Origin of the sequence: Pseudomonas sp. IzPS59 (assembly GCF_014863505.1) — a bacterium.
GTDB lineage: Bacteria > Pseudomonadota > Gammaproteobacteria > Pseudomonadales > Pseudomonadaceae > Aquipseudomonas > Aquipseudomonas kribbensis.
The window spans coordinates 4,981,236-5,002,095 of record NZ_CP062251.1; the positions used below are offsets into that span (position 1 = coordinate 4,981,236).

The 20,860-nt window shown below is 60.7% G+C and carries 16 protein-coding genes; 9 read left to right on the plus strand and 7 right to left on the minus strand.

The features are described 5' to 3' along the window. The first annotated feature begins 253 nt into the window (after positions 1-253). From IF189_RS22325 to IF189_RS22355, 7 genes are all read left to right on the plus strand, one after another. Positions 254-2,305: a putative bifunctional diguanylate cyclase/phosphodiesterase gene (locus IF189_RS22325; protein WP_085709556.1), complete on the plus strand. Its 2,052-nt coding sequence runs from the start codon at positions 254-256 to the stop codon at positions 2,303-2,305. Positions 2,306-2,497: 192 nt separating this feature from the next. Next, positions 2,498-3,841 carry an imelysin family protein gene (locus IF189_RS22330; protein ID WP_114885174.1) on the plus strand — a complete coding sequence of 448 codons (1,344 nt, stop codon included), beginning with the start codon at positions 2,498-2,500 and terminating at the stop codon, positions 3,839-3,841. A 154-nt stretch (positions 3,842-3,995) separates the two neighbouring features. Further along, positions 3,996-5,423: a di-heme oxidoredictase family protein gene (locus IF189_RS22335; RefSeq protein WP_134827939.1), complete on the plus strand. Its 1,428-nt coding sequence runs from the start codon at positions 3,996-3,998 to the stop codon at positions 5,421-5,423. Positions 5,424-5,449: 26 nt separating this feature from the next. Next, the gene (locus IF189_RS22340; RefSeq protein WP_134827940.1) at positions 5,450-6,514 is read left to right on the plus strand and encodes an imelysin family protein; all 1,065 of its coding nucleotides are present in this window, start codon (positions 5,450-5,452) and stop codon (positions 6,512-6,514) included. Positions 6,515-6,528: 14 nt separating this feature from the next. After that, positions 6,529-7,629, plus strand: a complete 1,101-nt coding sequence (locus tag IF189_RS22345) for a DUF1513 domain-containing protein (protein ID WP_192552281.1) — start codon at positions 6,529-6,531, stop codon at positions 7,627-7,629. 146 nt (positions 7,630-7,775) lie between these two features. Then, the gene (locus IF189_RS22350; protein WP_134827942.1) at positions 7,776-8,924 is read left to right on the plus strand and encodes an efflux RND transporter periplasmic adaptor subunit; all 1,149 of its coding nucleotides are present in this window, start codon (positions 7,776-7,778) and stop codon (positions 8,922-8,924) included. 13 nt (positions 8,925-8,937) lie between these two features. Next, complete coding sequence (locus IF189_RS22355) at positions 8,938-11,973, plus strand: multidrug efflux RND transporter permease subunit (RefSeq protein ID WP_134827943.1); 3,036 nt, start codon at positions 8,938-8,940, stop codon at positions 11,971-11,973. 67 nt (positions 11,974-12,040) lie between these two features. On the opposite strand, the gene IF189_RS22360 is transcribed toward IF189_RS22355, so the two are convergent. The 5 genes from IF189_RS22360 to colR all read right to left on the minus strand — a co-directional run bounded on the left by IF189_RS22360 (position 12,041) and on the right by colR (position 15,765). Continuing rightward, entirely contained in the window at positions 12,041-12,268 is a 228-nt protein-coding gene (locus IF189_RS22360; RefSeq protein WP_114885184.1) for a hypothetical protein, read from the minus strand. A 2-nt stretch (positions 12,269-12,270) separates the two neighbouring features. Beyond that, positions 12,271-12,984, minus strand: a complete 714-nt coding sequence (locus tag IF189_RS22365) for a lipopolysaccharide kinase InaA family protein (RefSeq protein WP_119427800.1) — start codon at positions 12,982-12,984, stop codon at positions 12,271-12,273. 4 nt (positions 12,985-12,988) lie between these two features. After that, the gene (locus tag IF189_RS22370; protein WP_085709742.1) at positions 12,989-13,657 is read right to left on the minus strand and encodes a class I SAM-dependent methyltransferase; all 669 of its coding nucleotides are present in this window, start codon (positions 13,655-13,657) and stop codon (positions 12,989-12,991) included. A gap of 124 nt (positions 13,658-13,781) precedes the next feature. Next, positions 13,782-15,092: a sensor histidine kinase gene (locus IF189_RS22375; RefSeq protein WP_192552282.1), complete on the minus strand. Its 1,311-nt coding sequence runs from the start codon at positions 15,090-15,092 to the stop codon at positions 13,782-13,784. Beyond that, positions 15,082-15,765 carry a two-component system response regulator ColR gene (gene colR, locus IF189_RS22380; protein WP_085709546.1) on the minus strand — a complete coding sequence of 228 codons (684 nt, stop codon included), beginning with the start codon at positions 15,763-15,765 and terminating at the stop codon, positions 15,082-15,084. Before colR ends, IF189_RS22375 begins: the two co-directional genes overlap by 11 nt. Before the next feature lie 203 nt (positions 15,766-15,968). Between colR and IF189_RS22385 the strand changes: the two genes are divergently transcribed. After that, entirely contained in the window at positions 15,969-17,918 is a 1,950-nt protein-coding gene (locus IF189_RS22385; RefSeq protein ID WP_192552283.1) for an LTA synthase family protein, read from the plus strand. 52 nt (positions 17,919-17,970) lie between these two features. Further along, positions 17,971-18,714 (plus strand): phosphatase PAP2 family protein, encoded by a 744-nt coding sequence (locus IF189_RS22390; protein WP_134827946.1) that lies wholly within the window; start codon positions 17,971-17,973, stop codon positions 18,712-18,714. 90 nt (positions 18,715-18,804) lie between these two features. On the opposite strand, the gene groL is transcribed toward IF189_RS22390, so the two are convergent. Then, on the minus strand, positions 18,805-20,451 hold the full coding sequence (gene groL, locus IF189_RS22395; protein WP_085709543.1) for a chaperonin GroEL: 1,647 nt from the start codon (positions 20,449-20,451) through the stop codon (positions 18,805-18,807). 51 nt (positions 20,452-20,502) lie between these two features. After that, positions 20,503-20,796: a co-chaperone GroES gene (locus IF189_RS22400; RefSeq protein ID WP_011335724.1), complete on the minus strand. Its 294-nt coding sequence runs from the start codon at positions 20,794-20,796 to the stop codon at positions 20,503-20,505. Between the last annotated feature and the right edge of the window lie 64 nt (positions 20,797-20,860).

The window sequence follows — 20,860 nt, forward strand, 5'->3', positions numbered from 1 at the left end:
AGCAGCCCTTGCCCCCTTGCTCCCAAGCCACAGCGGACTAACATCAAACAGAGGAAAAATTGTCCGACGCCCCTCAAGTTGGAGAGCAAAACTACCGACACAGTACAATCAGGGCCAATACTCCAGGCAGCCGCATTTCGGCCAAGGCCACGGACAAACTTTCCGCGGTTCGATTGTCCCTTTGACTGCCAACACGGGATTGCCAATACTCATGGCAACTTGACGCTACCCGCACGGAACAAGGAATAACCCTTTGAAGCTGGAACTCAAGAACAGCTTGTCGGTGAAGTTGCTCCGGGTCGTGCTCCTGTCGGCATTGATCGTCGGCGTGGTCTTGAGCTGCGCGCAGATTGTCTTCGATGCCTATAAAACCCGTCAGGCCGTCGCCGGCGATGCCGAACGCATCCTCGACATGTTCCGCGATCCTTCCACTCAGGCGGTCTACAGCCTGGACCGGGAAATGGGCATGCAGGTGATCGAAGGCCTGTTCCAGGACGACGCCGTTCGCCAGGCTTCCATCGGGCATCCCAACGAAGCGATGCTCGCGCAAAAGTCCCGTGAGCTGCAGCAATCCAGCAGTCGCTGGCTGACCGACCTGATCCTCGGCCAGGAACGAACCTTCACCACCCAACTGGTGGGGCGCGGTCCCTACAGCGAATATTACGGCGACCTGAGCATCACCCTCGACACCGCCACCTACGGCCAGGGTTTCATCGTCAGTTCGGTGATCATCTTCATTTCCGGCGTACTGCGCGCCCTGGCCATGGGCCTTGTGCTGTATCTGGTCTATCACTGGCTGCTGACCAAGCCGCTGTCGCGGATCATCGAGCACCTCACCGAAATCAACCCGGACCGCCCCAGCGAACACAAGATTCCGCAGCTCAAGGGTCACGAGAAGAACGAGCTCGGGATCTGGATCAACACCGCCAACCAGTTGCTCGAATCCATCGAACGCAACACCCATCTGCGCCACGAAGCGGAAAACAGCCTGCTGCGCATGGCCCAGTACGACTTTCTCACCGGTCTGCCGAACCGCCAGCAGTTGCAGCAGCAACTGGACAAGATTCTGGTGGACGCCGGCAAGCTGCAGCGCCGGGTCGCGGTGTTGTGCGTCGGGCTGGATGATTTCAAAGGCATCAACGAACAGTTCAGCTACCAGACCGGCGACCAGTTGCTGCTGGCCCTGGCGGATCGACTGCGCGCCCACAGCGGCCGCCTCGGCGCCCTCGCCCGCCTGGGTGGCGACCAGTTCGCCCTGGTGCAGGCCGACATCGAGCAGCCTTACGAAGCAGCGGAACTGGCGCAAAGCATCCTCGACGACCTGGAAGCTCCGTTCGCCCTGGATCATCAGGAAATCCGCCTGCGCGCCACCATCGGCATCACCCTGTTCCCGGAGGATGGCGACAGCACCGAGAAGCTGTTGCAGAAAGCCGAGCAGACCATGACCCTGGCCAAGACCCGCTCGCGTAACCGCTATCAGTTCTATATCGCCAGCGTCGACAGCGAGATGCGCCGCCGTCGTGAACTGGAAAAAGACCTGCGCGATGCCCTGCTGCGGGATCAGTTCTACCTCGTCTATCAACCACAGATCAGCTACCGCGATCACCGTGTGGTCGGTGTCGAGGCGCTGATTCGCTGGCAGCATCCGGAGCACGGACTGGTGCCGCCGGACCTGTTCATTCCACTGGCCGAACAGAACGGCACCATCATCGCCATCGGCGAGTGGGTGCTGGATCAGGCCTGCAAGCAACTGCGTGAATGGCACGATCAGGGTTTCGTCGACCTGCGCATGGCAGTCAACCTGTCCACCGTGCAACTGCACCACGCCGAGCTGCCGAGAGTGGTCAACAACCTGTTGCAGATGTACCGCCTGCCACCGCGCAGCCTGGAACTGGAAGTCACCGAAACCGGCCTGATGGAAGACATCAGCACCGCCGCCCAGCACCTGCTGAGCCTGCGCCGCTCCGGCGCACTGATCGCCATCGACGACTTCGGCACCGGCTATTCCTCGCTGAGTTATCTCAAGAGCCTGCCGCTGGACAAGATCAAGATCGACAAGAGCTTCGTCCAGGACCTGCTGGATGACGACGATGACGCGACCATCGTTCGCGCCATCATTCAACTGGGCAAGAGCCTGGGCATGCAGGTGATCGCCGAAGGCGTGGAAACCGCCGAGCAGGAGACCTACATCATCTCCGAAGGCTGCCACGAAGGTCAGGGCTATCACTACAGCAAACCGCTGCCGGCGAGGGAACTGAGCGTGTATCTCAAGCAGGCACAACGCAGCAACGCCGCCATTCTCTGAAACCTCCGGCACTGGACTCCCCGCCGCCGATACCGGGAAGAACCCACGCCGTTGATCCAGCGCAACCCCTGCGCAAACAGGAAATATTTCCAGCTACAACCCTTTACACATAATGCGAAAGATTTGCATTATGTCGCAGCTTTTGCGCACCCCCGCGCCTGTCCACTCAATTACCGAAGCAGGATGTTCGCCATGATTCGTATGCCTCTGGCTACCGCCAGTCTGCTGGCCATCGCCATTTCCCTCGCCGGTTGCGGCGAAGGTAAAGACAAGGCCGCCGCTCCAGCTGCGCCGACGCCAGCCGCCAGCACCGCCGCACCGGCGACGCCTGCCGCTGCCGGTAAAGTCGACGAAGCCGCTGCCAAGGCTGTGGTCGCGCACTACGCCGACATGGTCTTCGCCGTCTACAGCGATGCCGAATCCACCGCGAAAACCCTGCAGACCACTATCGACGCATTCCTCGCCAAGCCGAACGCCGATACGCTGAAAGCCGCACGTGAAGCCTGGATCGCCGCCCGCGTTCCTTACCTGCAGAGCGAAGTGTTCCGCTTCGGCAACACCATCATCGACGACTGGGAAGGTCAGGTTAACTCCTGGCCGCTGGACGAAGGTCTGATCGACTACGTCGACAAATCCTACGAACACGCACTAGGCAACCCGGGCGCCACCGCCAACATCATCGCCAACACCGAAGTACAGGTCGGCGAAGACAAGGTCGACGTCAAGGACATCACTCCGGAAAAGCTCGCCAGCCTGAACGAGCTGGGCGGCTCCGAAGCCAACGTTGCCACCGGCTACCACGCCATCGAATTCCTGCTCTGGGGCCAGGACCTGAACGGCACCGGCCCTGGTGCCGGCAACCGTCCGGCGTCGGACTACCTGGAAGGCGCCGGCGCTACCGGCGGTCACAACGATCGTCGTCGTGCCTACCTGAAAGCCGTGACGCAGTTGCTGGTCAGCGACCTGGAAGAAATGGTCGGCAACTGGAAGCCGAACGTGGCCGACAACTATCGCGCCACCCTGGAAGCCGAACCGGCTGAAAGCGGCCTGCGCAAAATGCTGTTCGGCATGGGCAGCCTGTCCCTGGGCGAGCTGGCCGGCGAGCGCATGAAAGTGTCCCTGGAAGCGAACTCCCCGGAAGACGAACAGGACTGCTTCAGCGACAACACTCACAACTCGCACTTCTACGATGCCAAAGGCATTCGTAACGTTTACCTGGGCGAGTACACCCGCGTCGACGGCACCAAGATGACCGGCGCCAGCCTGTCGTCGCTGGTGGCCAAGGTTGACCCGGCTGCCGACACCGCCCTGAAAAACGATCTGGCCGCTACCGAAGCCAAGATCCAGGTCATGGTCGATCACGCCAACAAGGGTGAGCACTACGACCAGTTGATCGCCGCCGGCAATACCGCCGGCAACCAGATCGTCCGTGACGCCATCGCCTCGCTGGTCAAGCAGACCGGTTCGATCGAAGCGGCTGCCGGCAAACTGGGCATCAGCGACCTGAACCCGGACAACGCCGATCACGAGTTCTGATCGACACTGTCTGACTGAACAAGGCGACCTTCGGGTCGCCTTGTTCGTTTCGGCCGGCCTGACTTGTATCAAGCAAACGATAATTCCTCTTATTCAAACCCCCTCGCCCTGTTAGACTTTGCGCCTTTATTTTCGCCCGTCCGCAGGAAGTCTGATGCCGTCGCTGCCTCTTCGCTTGTCCGCACTGTTTCTGGCCCTTGGCCTGAGTGCCTGCGATGACGCCCCGCGTTTCACCAAGGCCGAGCCCGGCGAAGCCCGCTCCGGCGGTGCCGCGACCGTGCGCAAGACCGATCAGAATTCATTCTCCCTGCCCTCGGCCAACCTGCCACCTTCGCGTCGGGTGGATTTCAGCGTCGGCAACAGTTTCTTTCGCAGCCCCTGGGTGATCGCGCCGTCGACCACCACCGCCCGCGATGGCCTCGGCCCGTTGTTCAACACCAACGCCTGCCAGGGTTGCCACATCAAGGACGGTCGCGGACATCCGCCGCCTCCGGATGCGCCAAACGCCGTATCGATGCTGGTGCGTCTGTCGATTCCCGATGCGCCGCAGTACGCCAGATTGATCGAGCAGGTCGGCGTGGTGCCGGAGCCGGTCTACGGCGGACAGTTCCAGGACATGGCCGTGCCTGGCGTCGCGCCGGAAGGCAAGGTGCGGGTCGATTACACGCCAGTGCCGGTGCGCTTCAAGGACGGCACCGAAGTCGAGCTGCGCAAACCGGTGTTGCAGTTCTCTCAGCTTGGCTACGGGCCGATGCACCCGGACACCCGTTTCTCCGCCCGCGTTGCGCCGCCGATGATCGGTCTGGGTCTGCTCGAAGCGATCCCCGAAGAAGCCATCCTCGCCAACGCCACCGCACAGGCCAAAGAGAAAAACGGCATCAACGGCCGGCCCAACCGGGTCTGGGACGACGCGCAGCAAAAGACCGTGATGGGCCGATTTGGCTGGAAAGCCGGGCAACCGAACCTCAATCAACAAAATGTTCACGCGTTTTCTGGTGATATGGGCCTCACCACGAGCCTGAGACCGTTTGATGACTGCACCGACGCGCAAATCGCCTGCAAACAGGCGCCGAATGGCAATGGCCCGGACGGCGAACCTGAAGTCAGCGACAACATCCTGCGTTTGGTGCTGTTCTACACCCGCAACCTCGCCGTTCCCGCACGCCGTGGCGTCAACGATGCTCAGGTGCTGGCCGGCAAGAACCTGTTTTTCCAGGCGGGGTGCCAATCCTGTCACACGCCGAAATACACCACCGCCGCCAACGCGGCCGAACCTGAACTGGCCAATCAAGTGATTCGCCCGTACAGCGATCTGCTGCTGCATGACATGGGCGAAGGCCTGGCCGACAACCGCAGCGAATTCCAGGCCAGCGGCCGCGACTGGCGCACCCCGCCGTTGTGGGGCATCGGTCTGACACAGGCAGTCAGCGGTCACACCCAGTTTCTGCACGACGGCCGCGCCCGCAACCTGCTCGAAGCCGTGCTCTGGCATGGCGGCGAAGCCCGGGCGGCGCAGCAACAGGTTTTGTCTTTCAATGCCGAGCAGCGTGCCGCGCTGCTGGCGTTCTTGAATTCACTTTAAACACTTAAAAGAATCGGGAGCCCGACATGTTCCGTCCCAAGCTGTTGTTCACCAGCCTTGCCGCACTCGCCCTCGGCGCCTGCTCACCGCAGGATCCGCAAGCCGTCACCTCGGCCGCCATCGCCAAATCGGTGATCCTGCCGACCTACACCCGCTGGGTCGAAGCTGACCGGCAACTGGCCGTCAGTGCCCTCGCCTACTGCCAGGGCAAGGAAAACCTGGAGACCGCCCGCGCCGATTTCCTGCACGCGCAGAAAGCCTGGGCCGAACTGCAACCGCTGCTGATCGGCCCGCTGTCCGAGGGTAACCGCTCGTGGCAGGTGCAGTTCTGGCCGGACAAGAAAAACCTCGTTGGCCGTCAGGTCGAGCAATTGGTCACCGCCCAGCCGCAGATCGACGCCGCCGCCCTGGCCAAGTCCAGCGTTGTGGTGCAAGGCCTGTCGGCCTACGAATACATCCTGTTCGACGCCAAGCCTGACGTGGCCAACGACGAACAGAAAGCCAAATACTGCCCGTTGCTGGTAGCCATCGGCGAACGCCAGAAACAACTGGCCGAAGAGATTCTGAGCAACTGGAACAACACCGACGGCATGCTCGCCCAGATGAGCAAGTTCCCCAACCAGCGCTACGCCGACTCCCACGAAGCAATCGCCGATCTGCTGCGGGTGCAGGTCACCGCCCTCGACACCCTGAAGAAAAAACTCGGCACCCCGATGGGCCGTCAGAGCAAAGGCGTGCCGCAACCGTTCCAGGCCGATGCATGGCGCAGCCAGTCGTCGCTGACGGCGATGGAAGCCAGCCTCGCCGCTGCCAAGACCGTGTGGGAAGGCGTCGACAACAAAGGCCTGCGTGGTTTGCTGCCAGCCGAGCAGAAACCGTTGGCGGACAAGATCGATGCGGCGTACGCAGCCTCGCTCAAACTGTTCGGCAGCACTCAGCGCTCGCTGACCGAAATGCTCGAAGACGACGCCGGTCGCCAGCAGCTCAACGACATCTACGACAGCCTCAACGTCGTCCATCGCCTGCACGAAGGCGAACTGGCCAAGGCGCTGGGCATCCAACTGGGCTTCAACGCCAACGACGGTGACTGATGAGGGCATCTGCCATGCTGCGACGCCAGGCTCTGACTTTAGGTAGTTTGCTGCTGGGAGCAGTGACACTGGGCGGCTGGACGCTGTTCAAGCGCAAGGATCAGAGCCCGCTGCTGCTGTCGGCGCGGGACGACACCGACGGCAAACATTACGCCGTCGGTTATCGGCTGGACGGCACCCGGGTGTTCGCCACCGAAGTCGGCCAGCGCTGCCACGACATCATCAATCACCCGTCGCTGCCGATCGCGCTGTTCGTCGCCCGGCGTCCGGGTACCGAGAGCTACCTGATCGACCTGCGCGACGGTGCGTTGCTGCAGACCGTGACCTCGCAGCCAAACCGGCATTTCTACGGCCACGCGGTGATCCACCACAGCGGCGATTACCTGTACGCCACCGAGAACGACACCACCGATCCGGGCCGTGGCTTGCTCGGGGTGTACAAGTTCGAGGGTGAACGGCTGGTACACAGTGGGGAGATTTCCACCCACGGCCTCGGCCCGCATCAAGTGTCGTGGATGCCCGACGGCGAAACACTGGTGGTGGCCAACGGCGGGATCCGCACCGAGGCCGAAAGCCGGGTCGACATGAACCTCGACGCCATGGAACCAAGCCTGGTGCTGATGCAACGCGACGGCACCCTGTTGAGCAAGGAAACCCTCGCCCAGCAGATGAACAGCGTGCGCCACCTGGGCATCGCCAGCGATGGCACCATCGTCGCCGGCCAGCAATTCATGGGCCCTTCCCAGGAGCGTTCCGAACTGCTGGCGATCAAGCGTCCGGGCCAGCCGTTCGTGGCGTTCCCGGTGCCGGAGCATCAGTTGCAGTCGATGGGGCACTACACCGCCAGCGTCGCCGTGCACAGCGAACTGCGTCTGGTGGCACTGACCGCACCGCGTGGCAACCGCTTCTTCATCTGGGATCTGGACAGCGGCGAAGTGCGCCTCGATGCACCGTTGCCCGACTGCGCCGGCGTCGGTGCGGTGAAGGACGGATTTGTCGTGACGTCGGGGCAAGGACGTTGCCGCTACTACGATTGTCGCCAGGATGAACTGCTGGCCAAACCGCTGGATCTGCCCGCAGGGCTCTGGGACAACCATCTGCACCTGATGGCCTGAACATCGCCGCCGGCCGTTCGGTCGGCGGTGCTCCCCTCCTCCACCTCATCCCCTCCTACCCTGTAAAAACTGGCAGTTGGAATCCCTGCCGGAGTCGGGGTAATGTTCCCGCCTGTCTCGCCTGATTTTCTCCAAGGAACTGGAATATGCTGCGTCGCCGCATGCTGATCATGTTGGGTGTTGTACTGCTGATCGTTCTGCTTCTCGCCGGTTACAAGGCCTTCTCGATCTACACCATGATCCAGGGCTTTGCCAAACCGAAACCGCCGATCAGCGTCGCCGTGGCCACAGCCGCCGAGCGCCCGTGGCAGATGCGCCTGCCCACCGTCGGCACGCTAAAGGCACTGCAAGGTGTCGAGCTGAGCCTGGAAGTGGCCGGCACCGTGACCGAGCTGAAGTTCGAATCAGGCCAGAAGGTCAAGGCCGGGCAACCGCTGCTGCAACTCGACAGCGCCGTCGAATCCGCACTGCTGGAAACCGCCAAGGCCGACCTCGGACTGGCGCAACTGGACTTCGGTCGCGGCAGCCAGCTGGTGGGCAGCAGCGCCATCTCCAAGGGCGAATTCGACCGACTCTCGGCGGTGCTGCAGAAGAACCGCGCCACGGTCAATCAGCTCAATGCATCGCTGGCGAAAAAACGCATCGTCGCACCGTTCAGCGGCACCATCGGCATTCGTCAGGTGGACGTCGGCGACTACCTCGCCAGCGGCACGAAAATCGCCACCCTGCAGGACCTGAGCAGCCTCTACGCCGACTTCTATGTGCCCGAACAATCAGTGCCGAAACTGGCCATCGGCCAACCGGTGCAGATGTCGGTAGCCGCGTATCCCGGGCAGAATTTTCCCGGCGCCATCAGCGCAATCAACCCGATTGTCGAAAGCACCACCCGCAACATTTTGGTTCGCGCGACGCTGGCCAATCCGGATGGCAAGTTGTTGCCGGGCATGTTCGCCAGCCTTGAAGTGCTGCTGCCGGACCCGCAGAAGCACATCGTCGTACCGGAAAGCGCGATCACCTACACCCTCTACGGCAACTCGGTCTACGTGGTCGGGCAGAAGAAAGCCGAGGACGGCAGCGTCGAGAAGGACGACAAGGGCCAGCCGGTGCTGATCGCCGAGCGCCGTTTCATTGAAACCGGTGAGCGCCGCGAGGGCCTGGTGATGATCAACAAGGGCGTGCAGAGCGGCGAGCAAGTGGTGACGGCCGGCCAGATCAAACTGGACAACGGCGCCCACATCGCCATCAGCGAAGACAAGACCCTCGGCGAGCAGAACAGTCCGCGTCGCGCCGACTGATCAAGGAATCCTCATGGCCTTTACCGATCCGTTCATTCGCCGCCCGGTGCTCGCCACCGTGGTCAGCCTGCTGATTGTGCTGCTGGGCTTCCAGGCCTGGAGCAAGCTGCCGTTGCGCCAGTATCCGCAGATGGAAAACGCCCTGATCACGGTGACCACTGCCTATCCCGGGGCCAACGCCGAAACCATCCAGGGCTACATCACCCAGCCGATGCAACAGAGCCTGGCGAGTGCCGAGGGCATCGACTACATGACCTCGGTCAGTCGCCAGAACTTCTCGGTGATTTCAATCTACGCACGCATTGGTTCCAACAGCGACCGACTGTTCACCGAACTGCTGGCCAAGGCCAACGAGGTGAAGAACAAACTGCCGCAGGATGCCGAAGACCCGGTGCTGAGCAAGGAATCCGCCGATGCCTCGGCGCTGATGTACATCAGCTTCTTCAGCAAGGAATTGAGCAACCCGCAGATCACGGACTACCTGTCGCGGGTGATCCAGCCAAAACTGGCGACGCTGCCAGGCATGGCCGAAGCCGAGATTCTGGGTAACCAGGTGTTCGCCATGCGCTTGTGGATCGACCCGGTGAAGCTCGCCGGTTTCGGCCTCAGCGCCAGCGACGTGACCAACGCGGTGCGCCAGTACAACTTCCTCTCCGCTGCCGGTGAGGTGAAAGGCGAGTACGTGGTCACCAGCATCAACGCCAACACCGAACTGAAGTCTGCCGAAGCCTTCGGCAAGATTCCGCTCAAGGTCAGTGGCGACAGCCGCGTGCTGCTGAGCGATGTGGCGCGTGTGGAAATGGGCGCGGAGAACTACAACTCCATCAGCTCCTTCGGTGGCACTCCCTCGGTATACATCGGGATCAAGGCAACCCCCGGCGCCAACCCGCTGGACGTGATCAAGGAAGTACGCAAGATCATGCCGGAGCTGGAAGCCCAGTTGCCGCCCAACCTCAAGAGCGAGATCGCCTACGACGCCACGCTGTTCATCCAGGCCTCCATCGACGAAGTGGTGAAAACCCTGTTCGAAGCCGTGCTGATCGTGATCGTCGTGGTGTTCCTGTTTCTCGGCGCCCTGCGTTCGGTGGTGATCCCGGTAGTGACCATTCCGCTGTCGATGATCGGCGTGATGTTCTTCATGCAGATGATGGGTTACTCGATCAACCTGCTGACCCTGCTGGCGATGGTGCTGGCCATCGGTCTGGTGGTGGACGATGCCATCGTGGTGGTGGAAAACATCCACCGGCATATCGAGGAAGGCAAGACCCCGCTGGAGGCCGCACTCGAAGGAGCCCGGGAAATCGCGATGCCGGTGGTATCGATGACCATCACCCTGGCGGCGGTTTATGCGCCGATCGGTTTTCTGACCGGGTTGACCGGGGCGCTGTTCAAGGAGTTCGCGCTGACACTCGCCGGGGCCGTGGTGATTTCCGGTATCGTCGCCCTGACGCTGTCGCCGATGATGTGCGCCCTGCTGTTGCGTCACGAGGAGAACCCCAGCGGACTTGCCCACCGACTCGACCGGATCTTCGATAACCTCAAGCGACGCTACCAGAGCATGCTCCACGGCACGCTCAACACCCGGCCGGTGGTGCTGGTGTTCGCAGTGATCGTGCTGTGCCTGATTCCGGTGCTGCTCAAGTTCACCAAATCGGAACTGGCGCCGGACGAAGACCAGGGCATCATTTTCATGATGGCCAACGCGCCGCAACCGACCAACCTCGATTACCTGAACACCTACACCGAAGAATTCGTGAAGATCTTCAAGGAATTCCCGGAGTACTACTCCTCGTTCCAGATCAACGGCTACAACGGTGTTCAGAGCGGCATCGGTGGTTTCCTGCTCAAGCCATGGAACGAACGCAGCCGCACCCAGATGCAGATTCTTCCCGAGGTGCAGGGCAAGCTCGGCAGCATTCCGGGTTTGCAGATCTTCGGCTTCAACCTGCCCTCCCTGCCCGGCACCGGCGAGGGCCTGCCGTTCGAATTCGTGATCAACACGGCCAACGACTACGAGCTGTTGCTGCAGGTGGCCGACCGGATCAAGAAACGTGCGATGGAGTCGGGCAAATTCGCCTTCGTCGACCTCGATCTGGCCTTCGACAAACCGGAAGTGGTGGTCGATATCGACCGCGCGAAGGCTGCACAGATGGGCGTGTCGATGCAGGATCTGGGCGGCACGCTCGCCACCTTGCTGGGCGAAGCGGAAATCAACCGCTTCACCATCGAAGGTCGCAGCTACAAGGTAATCGCCCAGGTTGAACGGGCCTATCGCGACAACCCGGACTGGCTGAACAACTACTACGTGAAAAACACCCAGGGCGAACTGTTGCCACTCTCGACCCTGATCACCGTGACCGACCGGGCACGTCCGCGACAGCTCAACCAGTTCCAGCAACTCAACGCGGCGAAGCTGTCCGGATTCCCGCTCGTCAGCATGGGCGAAGCCATCGACAGCGTCGTGCAGATCGCCCGGGAAGAAGCGCCTGCCGGTTTTGCCTTCGATTACGGCGGTGCCTCGCGGCAGTTCGTCCAGGAAGGCAGCGCGCTGTGGGTCACCTTCGCGCTGGCGCTGGCGATCATTTTCCTGGTGCTGGCGGCGCAGTTCGAAAGTTTCCGCGACCCGCTGGTGATTCTGGTGACCGTACCATTGTCGATTTGCGGGGCGCTGATTCCGCTGTTCCTCGGCTGGTCGAGCATGAATATCTACACCCAGGTCGGGTTGGTGACACTGATTGGCCTGATCAGCAAACACGGGATCCTGATCGTCGAATTCGCCAACCAGTTGCGCAAGGAAAAAGGCCTGACGGCCCGCGAGGCCGTTGAAGAGGCGGCGGCAATTCGCTTGCGGCCGGTGCTGATGACCACCGCAGCCATGGTGTTCGGCATGGTGCCGCTGATCATCGCCAGTGGCGCGGGCGCCGTGAGCCGTTTTGATATCGGGACGGTGATTGCCACCGGGATGTCGATCGGGACCTTGTTTACGCTGTTCGTCCTGCCCTGTGTCTACACCGTGCTGGCCAAACCCGATCCCGCACCTTCCCCATAGCCACCGTTTTCACACGCGCACAAAAAAGGCCTCGCATCTGCGAGGCCTTTGGCACTCTTCAATCGATTCAACTCTGCGGCCTCATCCCTTGAGAAAGCCCGAACATGAACAGCAACAAATCATGGTCGGGTTTGGTTGCCACGGAGGCTTTCGCCACCCGCGGCATCGGACAATGGGCATCGCTGCTCGATGCCCCGATCACTTGCATGCGTGGCTGTTCCCAGGCCGCCACCGCCAAAGATGCAACTGCCAAGGCTCCTACCAGAAACAAACCTCGCGCAATTTCTAGTTTCATCGCTATAAACCCTTGATAGCGCTGCCAAACGCCGTCTCATAAAAATAGACGAGTTTTTTCCAGTCCGTAGGGCTGAACGACGAGTGGCGGCGCAATTGTTTCATGTCATGGGAGGCCGCACGGTAAGCGGTCAGACGCTGACGGCATTTTTCCAGATCGATCAGGGCCACTTCGACCTTGGCCGAGTCGCCTTCGCCGGTAACGCGGACAAATACGTGCTTGATGTAAATGCAGCTGTGCTGCCAACGGCCCTTGTGCATGCGGGCCAGGTTTTCGGCGAGGTCCTTGAGCACGCGCTCATACACGGCTTCACCGTACTGCTCGCGACCACCTGCCGCTTCCCACTGTTCAAGTTCCTGGAAACCGTCCAGCGACTTGGTGACCAGCAACGCCCGCCACTTGTGCTGCGGATCAGGCTGGGCCCCGCAAAAAACGATTTCCGGCACCCGGACGCCAAGTCTGGCTACGCCGGTCAGCGCATCCAGTTCACGCAATACGGTCGGCCGCCCGAACGGATGCAACCAGCTGCGATAGATATGTCCTGTCTGGCGTTTGGCATACAGCAGTTGACCATCGCGCCCCACCACCCGCTGCACGCCACTTTCGCCACCACGACGCACGTTGGGTTCTTCCACCCACTCACCGCGCTGGTTCCAGTAGTAGTCAAAGCGATCCTGGGGAGCGACTCCCGTTTCTGCTGCAAATTGCACTGCCATCCTCTTACCTCTTGCGTAATACGTAAACTCGCCACATGGCATAGAGCGGAATGAAGTCCAGTTGTTCCTGGATCCTGAATCCTGCCTCTTCGAATTCCTTTTCAACCGTAGCGGCCGGTAGCACAAACCGGTTCTGATAACCTTCCTGGCCGCGTCGTTTCTCGGCGCGCTTGCGTTTCCAGGCCTTGAAATTGCCGTCTACCCACAACGAAACGATCACACTGTCCCGGGTAACGCGCTCGAACTCGCGCAAAATCGTCCGCCGATGCTCGGCCTCGCCGATGTGATGCAGCAGACGCATGCAGAAAATGCTGTCCACGGAGTTGTCAGGCAGCGCGATATCGAACGCCGAGGTGTGCAAGGGTTGTACCCGCTTCACCACATCCGCCGGCTGGGCCTGCATCGCCGTCTTGATCATCGACTCGGAATTGTCTGCCCCGATGATTACCCGATTGGGCTTTTCTGCCAGCAACGGCCAGAAACGTCCGGCACCGCACGGCAGATCCAGCACCAGTCCCGGTTCGCCAACCAGCGTCAGCGCCTTGCGGGCCAACTGCTGATCACGCCAGTTGGACAGGCGACGCCCCAGACCATCCTGGTGCTTGCGCAGATATTTCTGCGCATGGTTGTCGTCGTACTTCTCGGAAAAATCGAGTTTTATCGGGCCGGCCATCATCGGGACTCCTGAATTGCTGATATCCCCACCTTATGCAGGGGCGTGTCAGCGTCAGGTCATCCCTTTGTGAAAAAAACGTCGCGTAAACCCACGAACTATTTCAAGGTTATACAGGTTTCGTTCAGGTTGGCAGCTTTTTTGTGCCATTTGGGAGGGATTCTTGTTTGCCCAGATCTACCTCGAAACGGCAGCCATTGGGCTCCATCGTACTCAAAGTGACGCTCCAGCCCTGGTTTTCACAGATGCGCTGCACCAATGACAACCCCAGTCCAAGGCCTTCTCCGCGTTTTTCGCTGCCGCGCACGAAGGGTTTGAACATTTCCTCGCGCTTTTCCTCGGGAATGCCTACACCCGAGTCCTCGACCACGAAGCCGTTGTCGTTGAGCGTCAGCCGGATGAAACCCTGCTCGGTGTAGTGCAGGGCATTACGCAGCAGGTTACCCATCACGGCATTGAGCAGTGTGGCGTTGTAACGGGTGTCCGGCGGATTGCCCGGCTCGAAAATCAGCTTCAGCCCTTTGGATTCGATCGGCTCGCGCCACACGCCCAACAGATTGTCCGCCACCTGACCCAGACTGTGCCGCGGCGCCGCCCCGGCATCTTCGCGCTGGGCACGGGCCAGCATCAGGAAGGTCTGCACCAGTTCGCGCATTTCTTCGCTGGCACGAGCAATACGCTCGACCTGGGCGCGGCCGCGCTGATCGATGCCCGGGTTTTCCAGCAGCAGTTCACAGGAGGTGGCCAATACCATCAGCGGTGTGCGCAATTCGTGGCTGACGTCACTGGTGAACAACCGCTCACGGGTCAAAGCCTGACGCAAACGCCCGAGCGTCGCATCGAAGGCCACCGCCAGCTCACCCACTTCGTCAGCGGCGTAGTCGGGCGCCAGCGGCGGGGCCAGCCCCAGCAACTGATCGCGATGACGCACCTGACGCGCCAACCGGACCACCGGTGCCATCACCTTGCGCGCCAGCACCCAGCCAAGGAAAACCGCCAGCGCCAGACTGAGCACGAAGCCCACCAGCACCACGGCAAACAGCACGCGCTCGCGCTCTTCGAAATCGCTTTGATCCTGCAGCAACACGTAACGCCGACCGTCGACGATTTCGACCATCGCGTGATAGGACAGATGTTCGCGGAAGACTTCGTGGAACCCCGAATCCAGATGCCGCAGGTCCTTGGGCAACTCGAAGTCCCCCGGGCCGCCGCTGAAGTAGAACAACTGGTCCGGCTCCGGCCGATGGCTCCAGTCCGAAACGTTGTCCATCAGCAACAGACGCTGCAGGTCGCCGCCCAGTCCAGCAGAAATCAGTTTTTCTTCCACCAGGTGCACGGTCGCGACAATGCCCATGGCGAAGGCCCCCGCCACCAGTGCGCTCATCAGCGCAAAGGCGATGATGATCCGCTGGGCAAGGCTCTGCTTAAACTCCATCGCGGCCCTCGGCCAAGCGATAACCCACGCCGTGCACGGTGTGCAGCAGTGGTTTGGCGAACGGCTTGTCGATCACCTGACGCAATTGGTGAACGTGGCTACGCAGGCTGTCGCTGTCCGGGCAATCGTCGCCCCACAGGGCTTCTTCGAGAATTTCCCGACGCAGGACATGCGGGCTCTTCTGCATCAGAACCGCGAGCAATTTCAGCCCGACCGGGTTGAGCTTGAGCAGTTTGCCTTCGCGGGTCACTTCCAGCGTGTCGAGGTCGTAGCTCAGGTCGCCGACCTGCAGGGAACGGCGGCCACCGCCCTGGGTGCGGCGCATCACGGCTTCGATTCGTGCAGCCAGTTCCGACAGCGCGAAAGGCTTGACCAGGTAATCGTCAGCCCCGGACTTGAAGCCCTGCAAACGATCATCGAGCTGATCGCGGGCGGTGAGCATGATCACCGGCGTGTCGCGGCGGGCATCTTCACGCAGGCGTTTGCACAGGGTGTAGCCGTCGATGCCCGGCAACATGATGTCGAGCACGATCAGGTCATAGTGCTCGGTGGCTGCCAGATGCAGGCCCGACAGACCGTCCTGGGCGCAATCGACGGTATAGCCTTTCAGGCCCAGGTAATCGGCCAGGTTGGCCAGGATATCGCGGTTGTCTTCGACCAATAGAATTCGCATGGGCACCTCTTCCGTACACAGTAACGGCCGTCATGGCCCGCGCAGCTTAAGGCCTGTTTCGGCTCAGGGCCAGCGCTGGTGCCCCGGCGGATGAAATTGCCCGGAAGAAATAAATCTTTAACAAAGTTTTCACTATCGATTCACAACCTGACTACAGTGGCGCCGCGAAACTCTCGCGCCATTGATAAAAGGAAAAGAAAACAATGGGTTTCTTCAAGACAGCGCCTATGCGCTATCTGTTGTTGGTCACCGGCGCCTGGCTGGTCGTGTTTCTCCTCACCCGCACCGTACTGCTGCTGACTCATCTGGATGAGGCCGGTGGCGGTGCGCTGTCCGTGTTCGGCGTCGGTCTGGTCTACGACCTGGGCTTTCTCGCCTACGCGGCCCTGCCGATGGGCCTGTATCTGCTGCTGTGCCCGCCGGGCCTGTGGCGGCGGCGCGGTCACCGCTGGTTCCTGCAGGGGCTGTTGACGGTCAGCCTGTACGCCATGCTGTTCACGGCGGTGGCCGAGTGGCTGTTCTGGGATGAGTTCGGGGTGCGCTTCAATTTCATCGCCGTCGATTATCTGGTGTATTCCGACGAAGTGCTGAACAACGTGCTGGAGTCCTACCCGATCGGCAAGTTGCTGAGCATCCTGGCGGTGCTGGCCATCGCGTTGAGTTTCGCACTGCGCAAACCGTTCAACGCGGCGCTGGATGCCCCGCTGCCGCCATTGCGCGGGCGGCTGCTCAATGCATTGGCCTTGCTGGTTGTCGCGGGTCTGAGCCTGCAACTGATCAGCCAGGACGCACCGCGCGCCCAGGGCGGCAACGCCTATCAGAACGAACTGGCGAGCAACGGCCCGTATCAGTTCTTCGCCGCGTTCCGTAACAACGAGCTGGACTACAGCCAGTTCTACAAGAGCCTGCCAGCGGACAAAGTCGCCGGTCAGATGCGTGCCGAATTGAACGAGCCCAATGCCCGCTTCGTCGGTCAGGATCCACAGGACATCCGTCGCGATATCGATAACCCGGGCGTCACCCGCAAACCGAACATCGTGCTGGTGACCATCGAAAGCCTCAGCGCCAAATACCTGGGCAGCAATGGTGATGGCCGCAACCTGACGCCGAACCTCGACGCATTGCGCAAGCAGAGCCTGTATTTCAACAATTTCTACGCCACCGGCACCCGTACCGACCGGGGTCTGGAAGCCATCACCCTGGCCATTCCGCCGACCCCGGGCCGTTCGATCGTCAAGCGCATCGGTCGCGAGAGCGGTTTTGCCAGCCTCGGCCAGCAACTGAGCGCGGTCGGCTATGACAGCGTGTTCGTCTACGGTGGCCGTGGCTACTTCGACAACATGAACGCGTTCTTCAGCGGCAACGGCTATCGCGTTGTCGACCAGAGCAGCGTCGATGAGTCGGAGATTCACTTCAAGAATGCCTGGGGCATGGCCGACGAGGATCTGTACAAGCAGACGCTGAAACTGGCGGACGCCGACTACGCCAAGCAGCAACCTTTCCTGTTGCAGTTGATGACCACCTCCAACCATCGCCCGTACACCTACCCGGAAAACCGCATCGACATCAAATCCGGCAACGGTCGCGATGGTGCGGTGAAGTACACCGACTACGCCATCGGCCAGTTCCTGGAGCAGGCGCGGCAGAAACCGTGGTTCGACAACACGATCTTCATCTTCGTCGCCGACCACACCGCCGGCAGCGCGGGCAAAGAAGACCTGCCGATCACCAACTACCAGATCCCGCTGTTCATCTATGCACCGAAGCTGATCGAGCCACGGGAAAACGCACAACTGGCCAGCCAGATCGACCTCGCGCCGACGCTGCTAGGGCTGTTGAACCTGGATTACCAATCGACGTTCTTTGGTCGCAACCTGCTGGCGGACAACCCGCTGCCACCTCGGGTCGTGGTGGGCAACTATCAGCATCTGGGGCTGTTCGACGGCAAGGATCTGGCGATCCTCAGCCCGCGCCAAGGCCTGCGTCGGCATGACGACGCACTGACCGAAAGCCGCGAGTCCCGGGTCAACAGCGACGACCCGCTGGTCAGCCGCGCCATCTCGTATTACCAAACCGCCAGTTATGGCTTCAAGCAACAGCTGCTTGGCTGGAAAGCACCCAAGGAGGGTGCCGCGCAAGTCAGCGATCGTTAATCGAAGCGCCCCGGACTGATGCTCCGGGGCGTTTTCCCGTTCTGGACCCGTCATGTCATCAAGCGTTGTACGCCCTGCCCCTCGCCCGCTGAACTTCTGGCTGTGCCTGGGGATTCCCGCCGTCGCGGCCACTCTTCTGATCCTGCTGGAACTCACCGATCTGGACATGAACCTGGCGCGCATGTTCTACGACCCCGCCGCTGGCGACTTCATCGGACGCCACAGTTACTTCCTGGAAAACATCCTTCACGATCGCGCCAAGCAGGTGGTGATCGCGTTCTCGGTGTTCGCCGTCATTGGTTTCATCGGTGCGTTTTTCATCGACCGGATCAAACCGTACAAGCGTGAACTGGGCTGTCTGGTGCTGTCCCTGGGCCTGGCGACCTCATTCGTGACACCAATGAAAGCCGTGACTGCTGTGCAGTGCCCGTGGAGTCTTGAGCAGTTCGGCGGCCATGAAACCTACAGCAAACTGCTGGATCACCGCCCGCCGACCGACAAGCCCGGCCGCTGCTGGCCCGGTGGTCATGCGGCTACGGGGTTCACCTTGTTTGCGCTGTTTTTCGTGCTGCGTGATCGGCGTCCGCGACTGGCGCGGCAGGCGTTCATCTTTGCCTTTGCGCTGGGTTCGGTGTTCTCGATCAGCCGGATGATGCAGGGCGCACACTTCTTTTCGCACAACGTGTGGACGGCGATTTTCTGCTGGCTGATCTGTCTGGGGTCGTATTACTGTGTGCTGTATCGCCCGACCGTGAAAGCTAAAGCGGTCATGAAGGCACAACCGGTAAACGCCTGATTACTCAAACGCCAGTTAACAAAATCAGGACATTAAAAAACCCCGCCTGCTCATCGCAGGCGGGGTTTTTCGTTTCGCGGTAAGGCTGGCTTACATCATGCCGCCCATGCCACCCATGCCGCCCATGTCCGGCATACCGCCGCCTACTGCACCTTCTTTCTTCGGTGCGTCAGCAACAGCGGCTTCGGTGGTCAGGATCAGACCGCCGATCGACGATGCAGCTTGCAGAGCGGAACGGGTTACCTTGGTTGGGTCCAGGATGCCCATTTCGATCATGTCGCCGTACTCGCCAGTCGCAGCGTTGTAACCGAAGTTACCTTTGCCGTTCTTGACTTCGTTGACCACAACGCTTGGCTCGTCGCCGCTGTTGGCAGCGATCTGACGCAGCGGTGCTTCAACGGCACGACGCAGAACAGCGATACCTACGTCCTGGTCGGCGTTGTCGCCTTTCAGGTTGATGATCGCATTCAGAGCGCGGATCAGCGCAACGCCACCGCCAGGTACCACGCCTTCTTCAACGGCTGCGCGGGTTGCGTGCAGGGCGTCTTCAACGCGGGCTTTCTTCTCTTTCATTTCAACTTCGGAACCGGCACCAACCTTGATCACTGCAACGCCGCCGGACAGCTTGGCCAGACGCTCTTGCAGTTTTTCACGGTCGTAGTCCGAGGAAGTCTCGGCAACCTGGGCACGGATCTGAGCGATACGCGCCTGGATGTCGCCTTCAACGCCAGCACCGTCAACGATGATGGTGTTTTCCTTGGACAGGGTCACGCGCTTGGCGCTGCCCAGGTGTTCCAGAGTGGTGCTTTCCAGGCTCAGGCCGATCTCTTCGGAGATAACGGTACCGCCGGTCAGAACGGCGATGTCCTGCAGCATGGCCTTGCGACGGTCGCCGAAGCCTGGAGCCTTGACGGCTGCGACTTTGACGATGCCACGCATGTTGTTCACGACCAGAGTCGCCAGGGCTTCGCCTTCAACGTCTTCGGCAACGATCAGCAGTGGACGGCCGGCTTTGGCAACGGCTTCCAGCACTGGCAGCATTTCGCGGATGTTCGAGATCTTCTTGTCGACCAGCAGGATCAGCGCGCCTTCCAGCTCGGCAACCATGGTTTCCGGCTTGTTGACGAAGTACGGCGACAGGTAGCCACGGTCGAACTGCATGCCTTCTACGACCGACAGTTCGTTTTCCAGGCCCGAGCCTTCTTCAACGGTGATCACGCCTTCTTTACCGACTTTTTCCATGGCTTCGGCAATGATGTCGCCGATGGAGTTGTCGGAGTTGGCGGAGATGGTGCCAACCTGAGCGATCGCTTTGGTGTCGGTGCATGGCGCGGACAGCTTTTTCAGCTCGGCAACGACAGCGATGGTCGCTTTGTCGATACCGCGCTTCAGGTCCATCGGGTTCATGCCGGCAGCGACGGCTTTCAGGCCTTCGTTGACGATCGACTGAGCCAGAACGGTAGCGGTGGTAGTACCGTCACCAGCGTCATCGTTGGCACGGGAGGCAACGTCTTTGACCAGCTGCGCGCCCATGTTTTCGAAACGGTCTTCCAGCTCGATTTCCTTGGCAACGGAAACGCCGTCCTTGGTGATGGTCGGAGCGCCGAAGCTCTTCTCGAGGATCACGTTACGGCCTTTCGGGCCCAGGGTCGCTTTTACCGCGTCAGCCAGGACGTTTACGCCAACCAGCATTTTCTTGCGGGCGGAATCGCCGAATTTAACTTCTTTAGCAGCCATGATCGATATTCCTTAAATACTTTGTAGTAGCGGGAAAATGAACGGGGGTAATCAGCCTTCGATAACGGCGAGGATTTCGTTCTCGCTCATTACCAGCAGGTCTTCGCCGTCGACTTTCACGGTGTTGCTGCCGGAGTACGGACCGAACACAACCTTGTCGCCCACTTTCACGGACAGTGCGCGCACTTCACCGCTTTCCAGTGCCTTGCCCGGGCCTACAGCCAGAATCTCACCGTGGTTGGCTTTTTCAGCAGCCGAACCTGGCAGGACGATACCGCCAGCGGTTTTCTTTTCTTCTTCGCTGCGACGGATGACGACGCGGTCATGCAGAGGACGAAGCTTCATTGTCGATCTCTCCTAATTGTGGTTTTCATCGGCCGGTGTAGTCCCGGCGGGTTTAACGAATCCG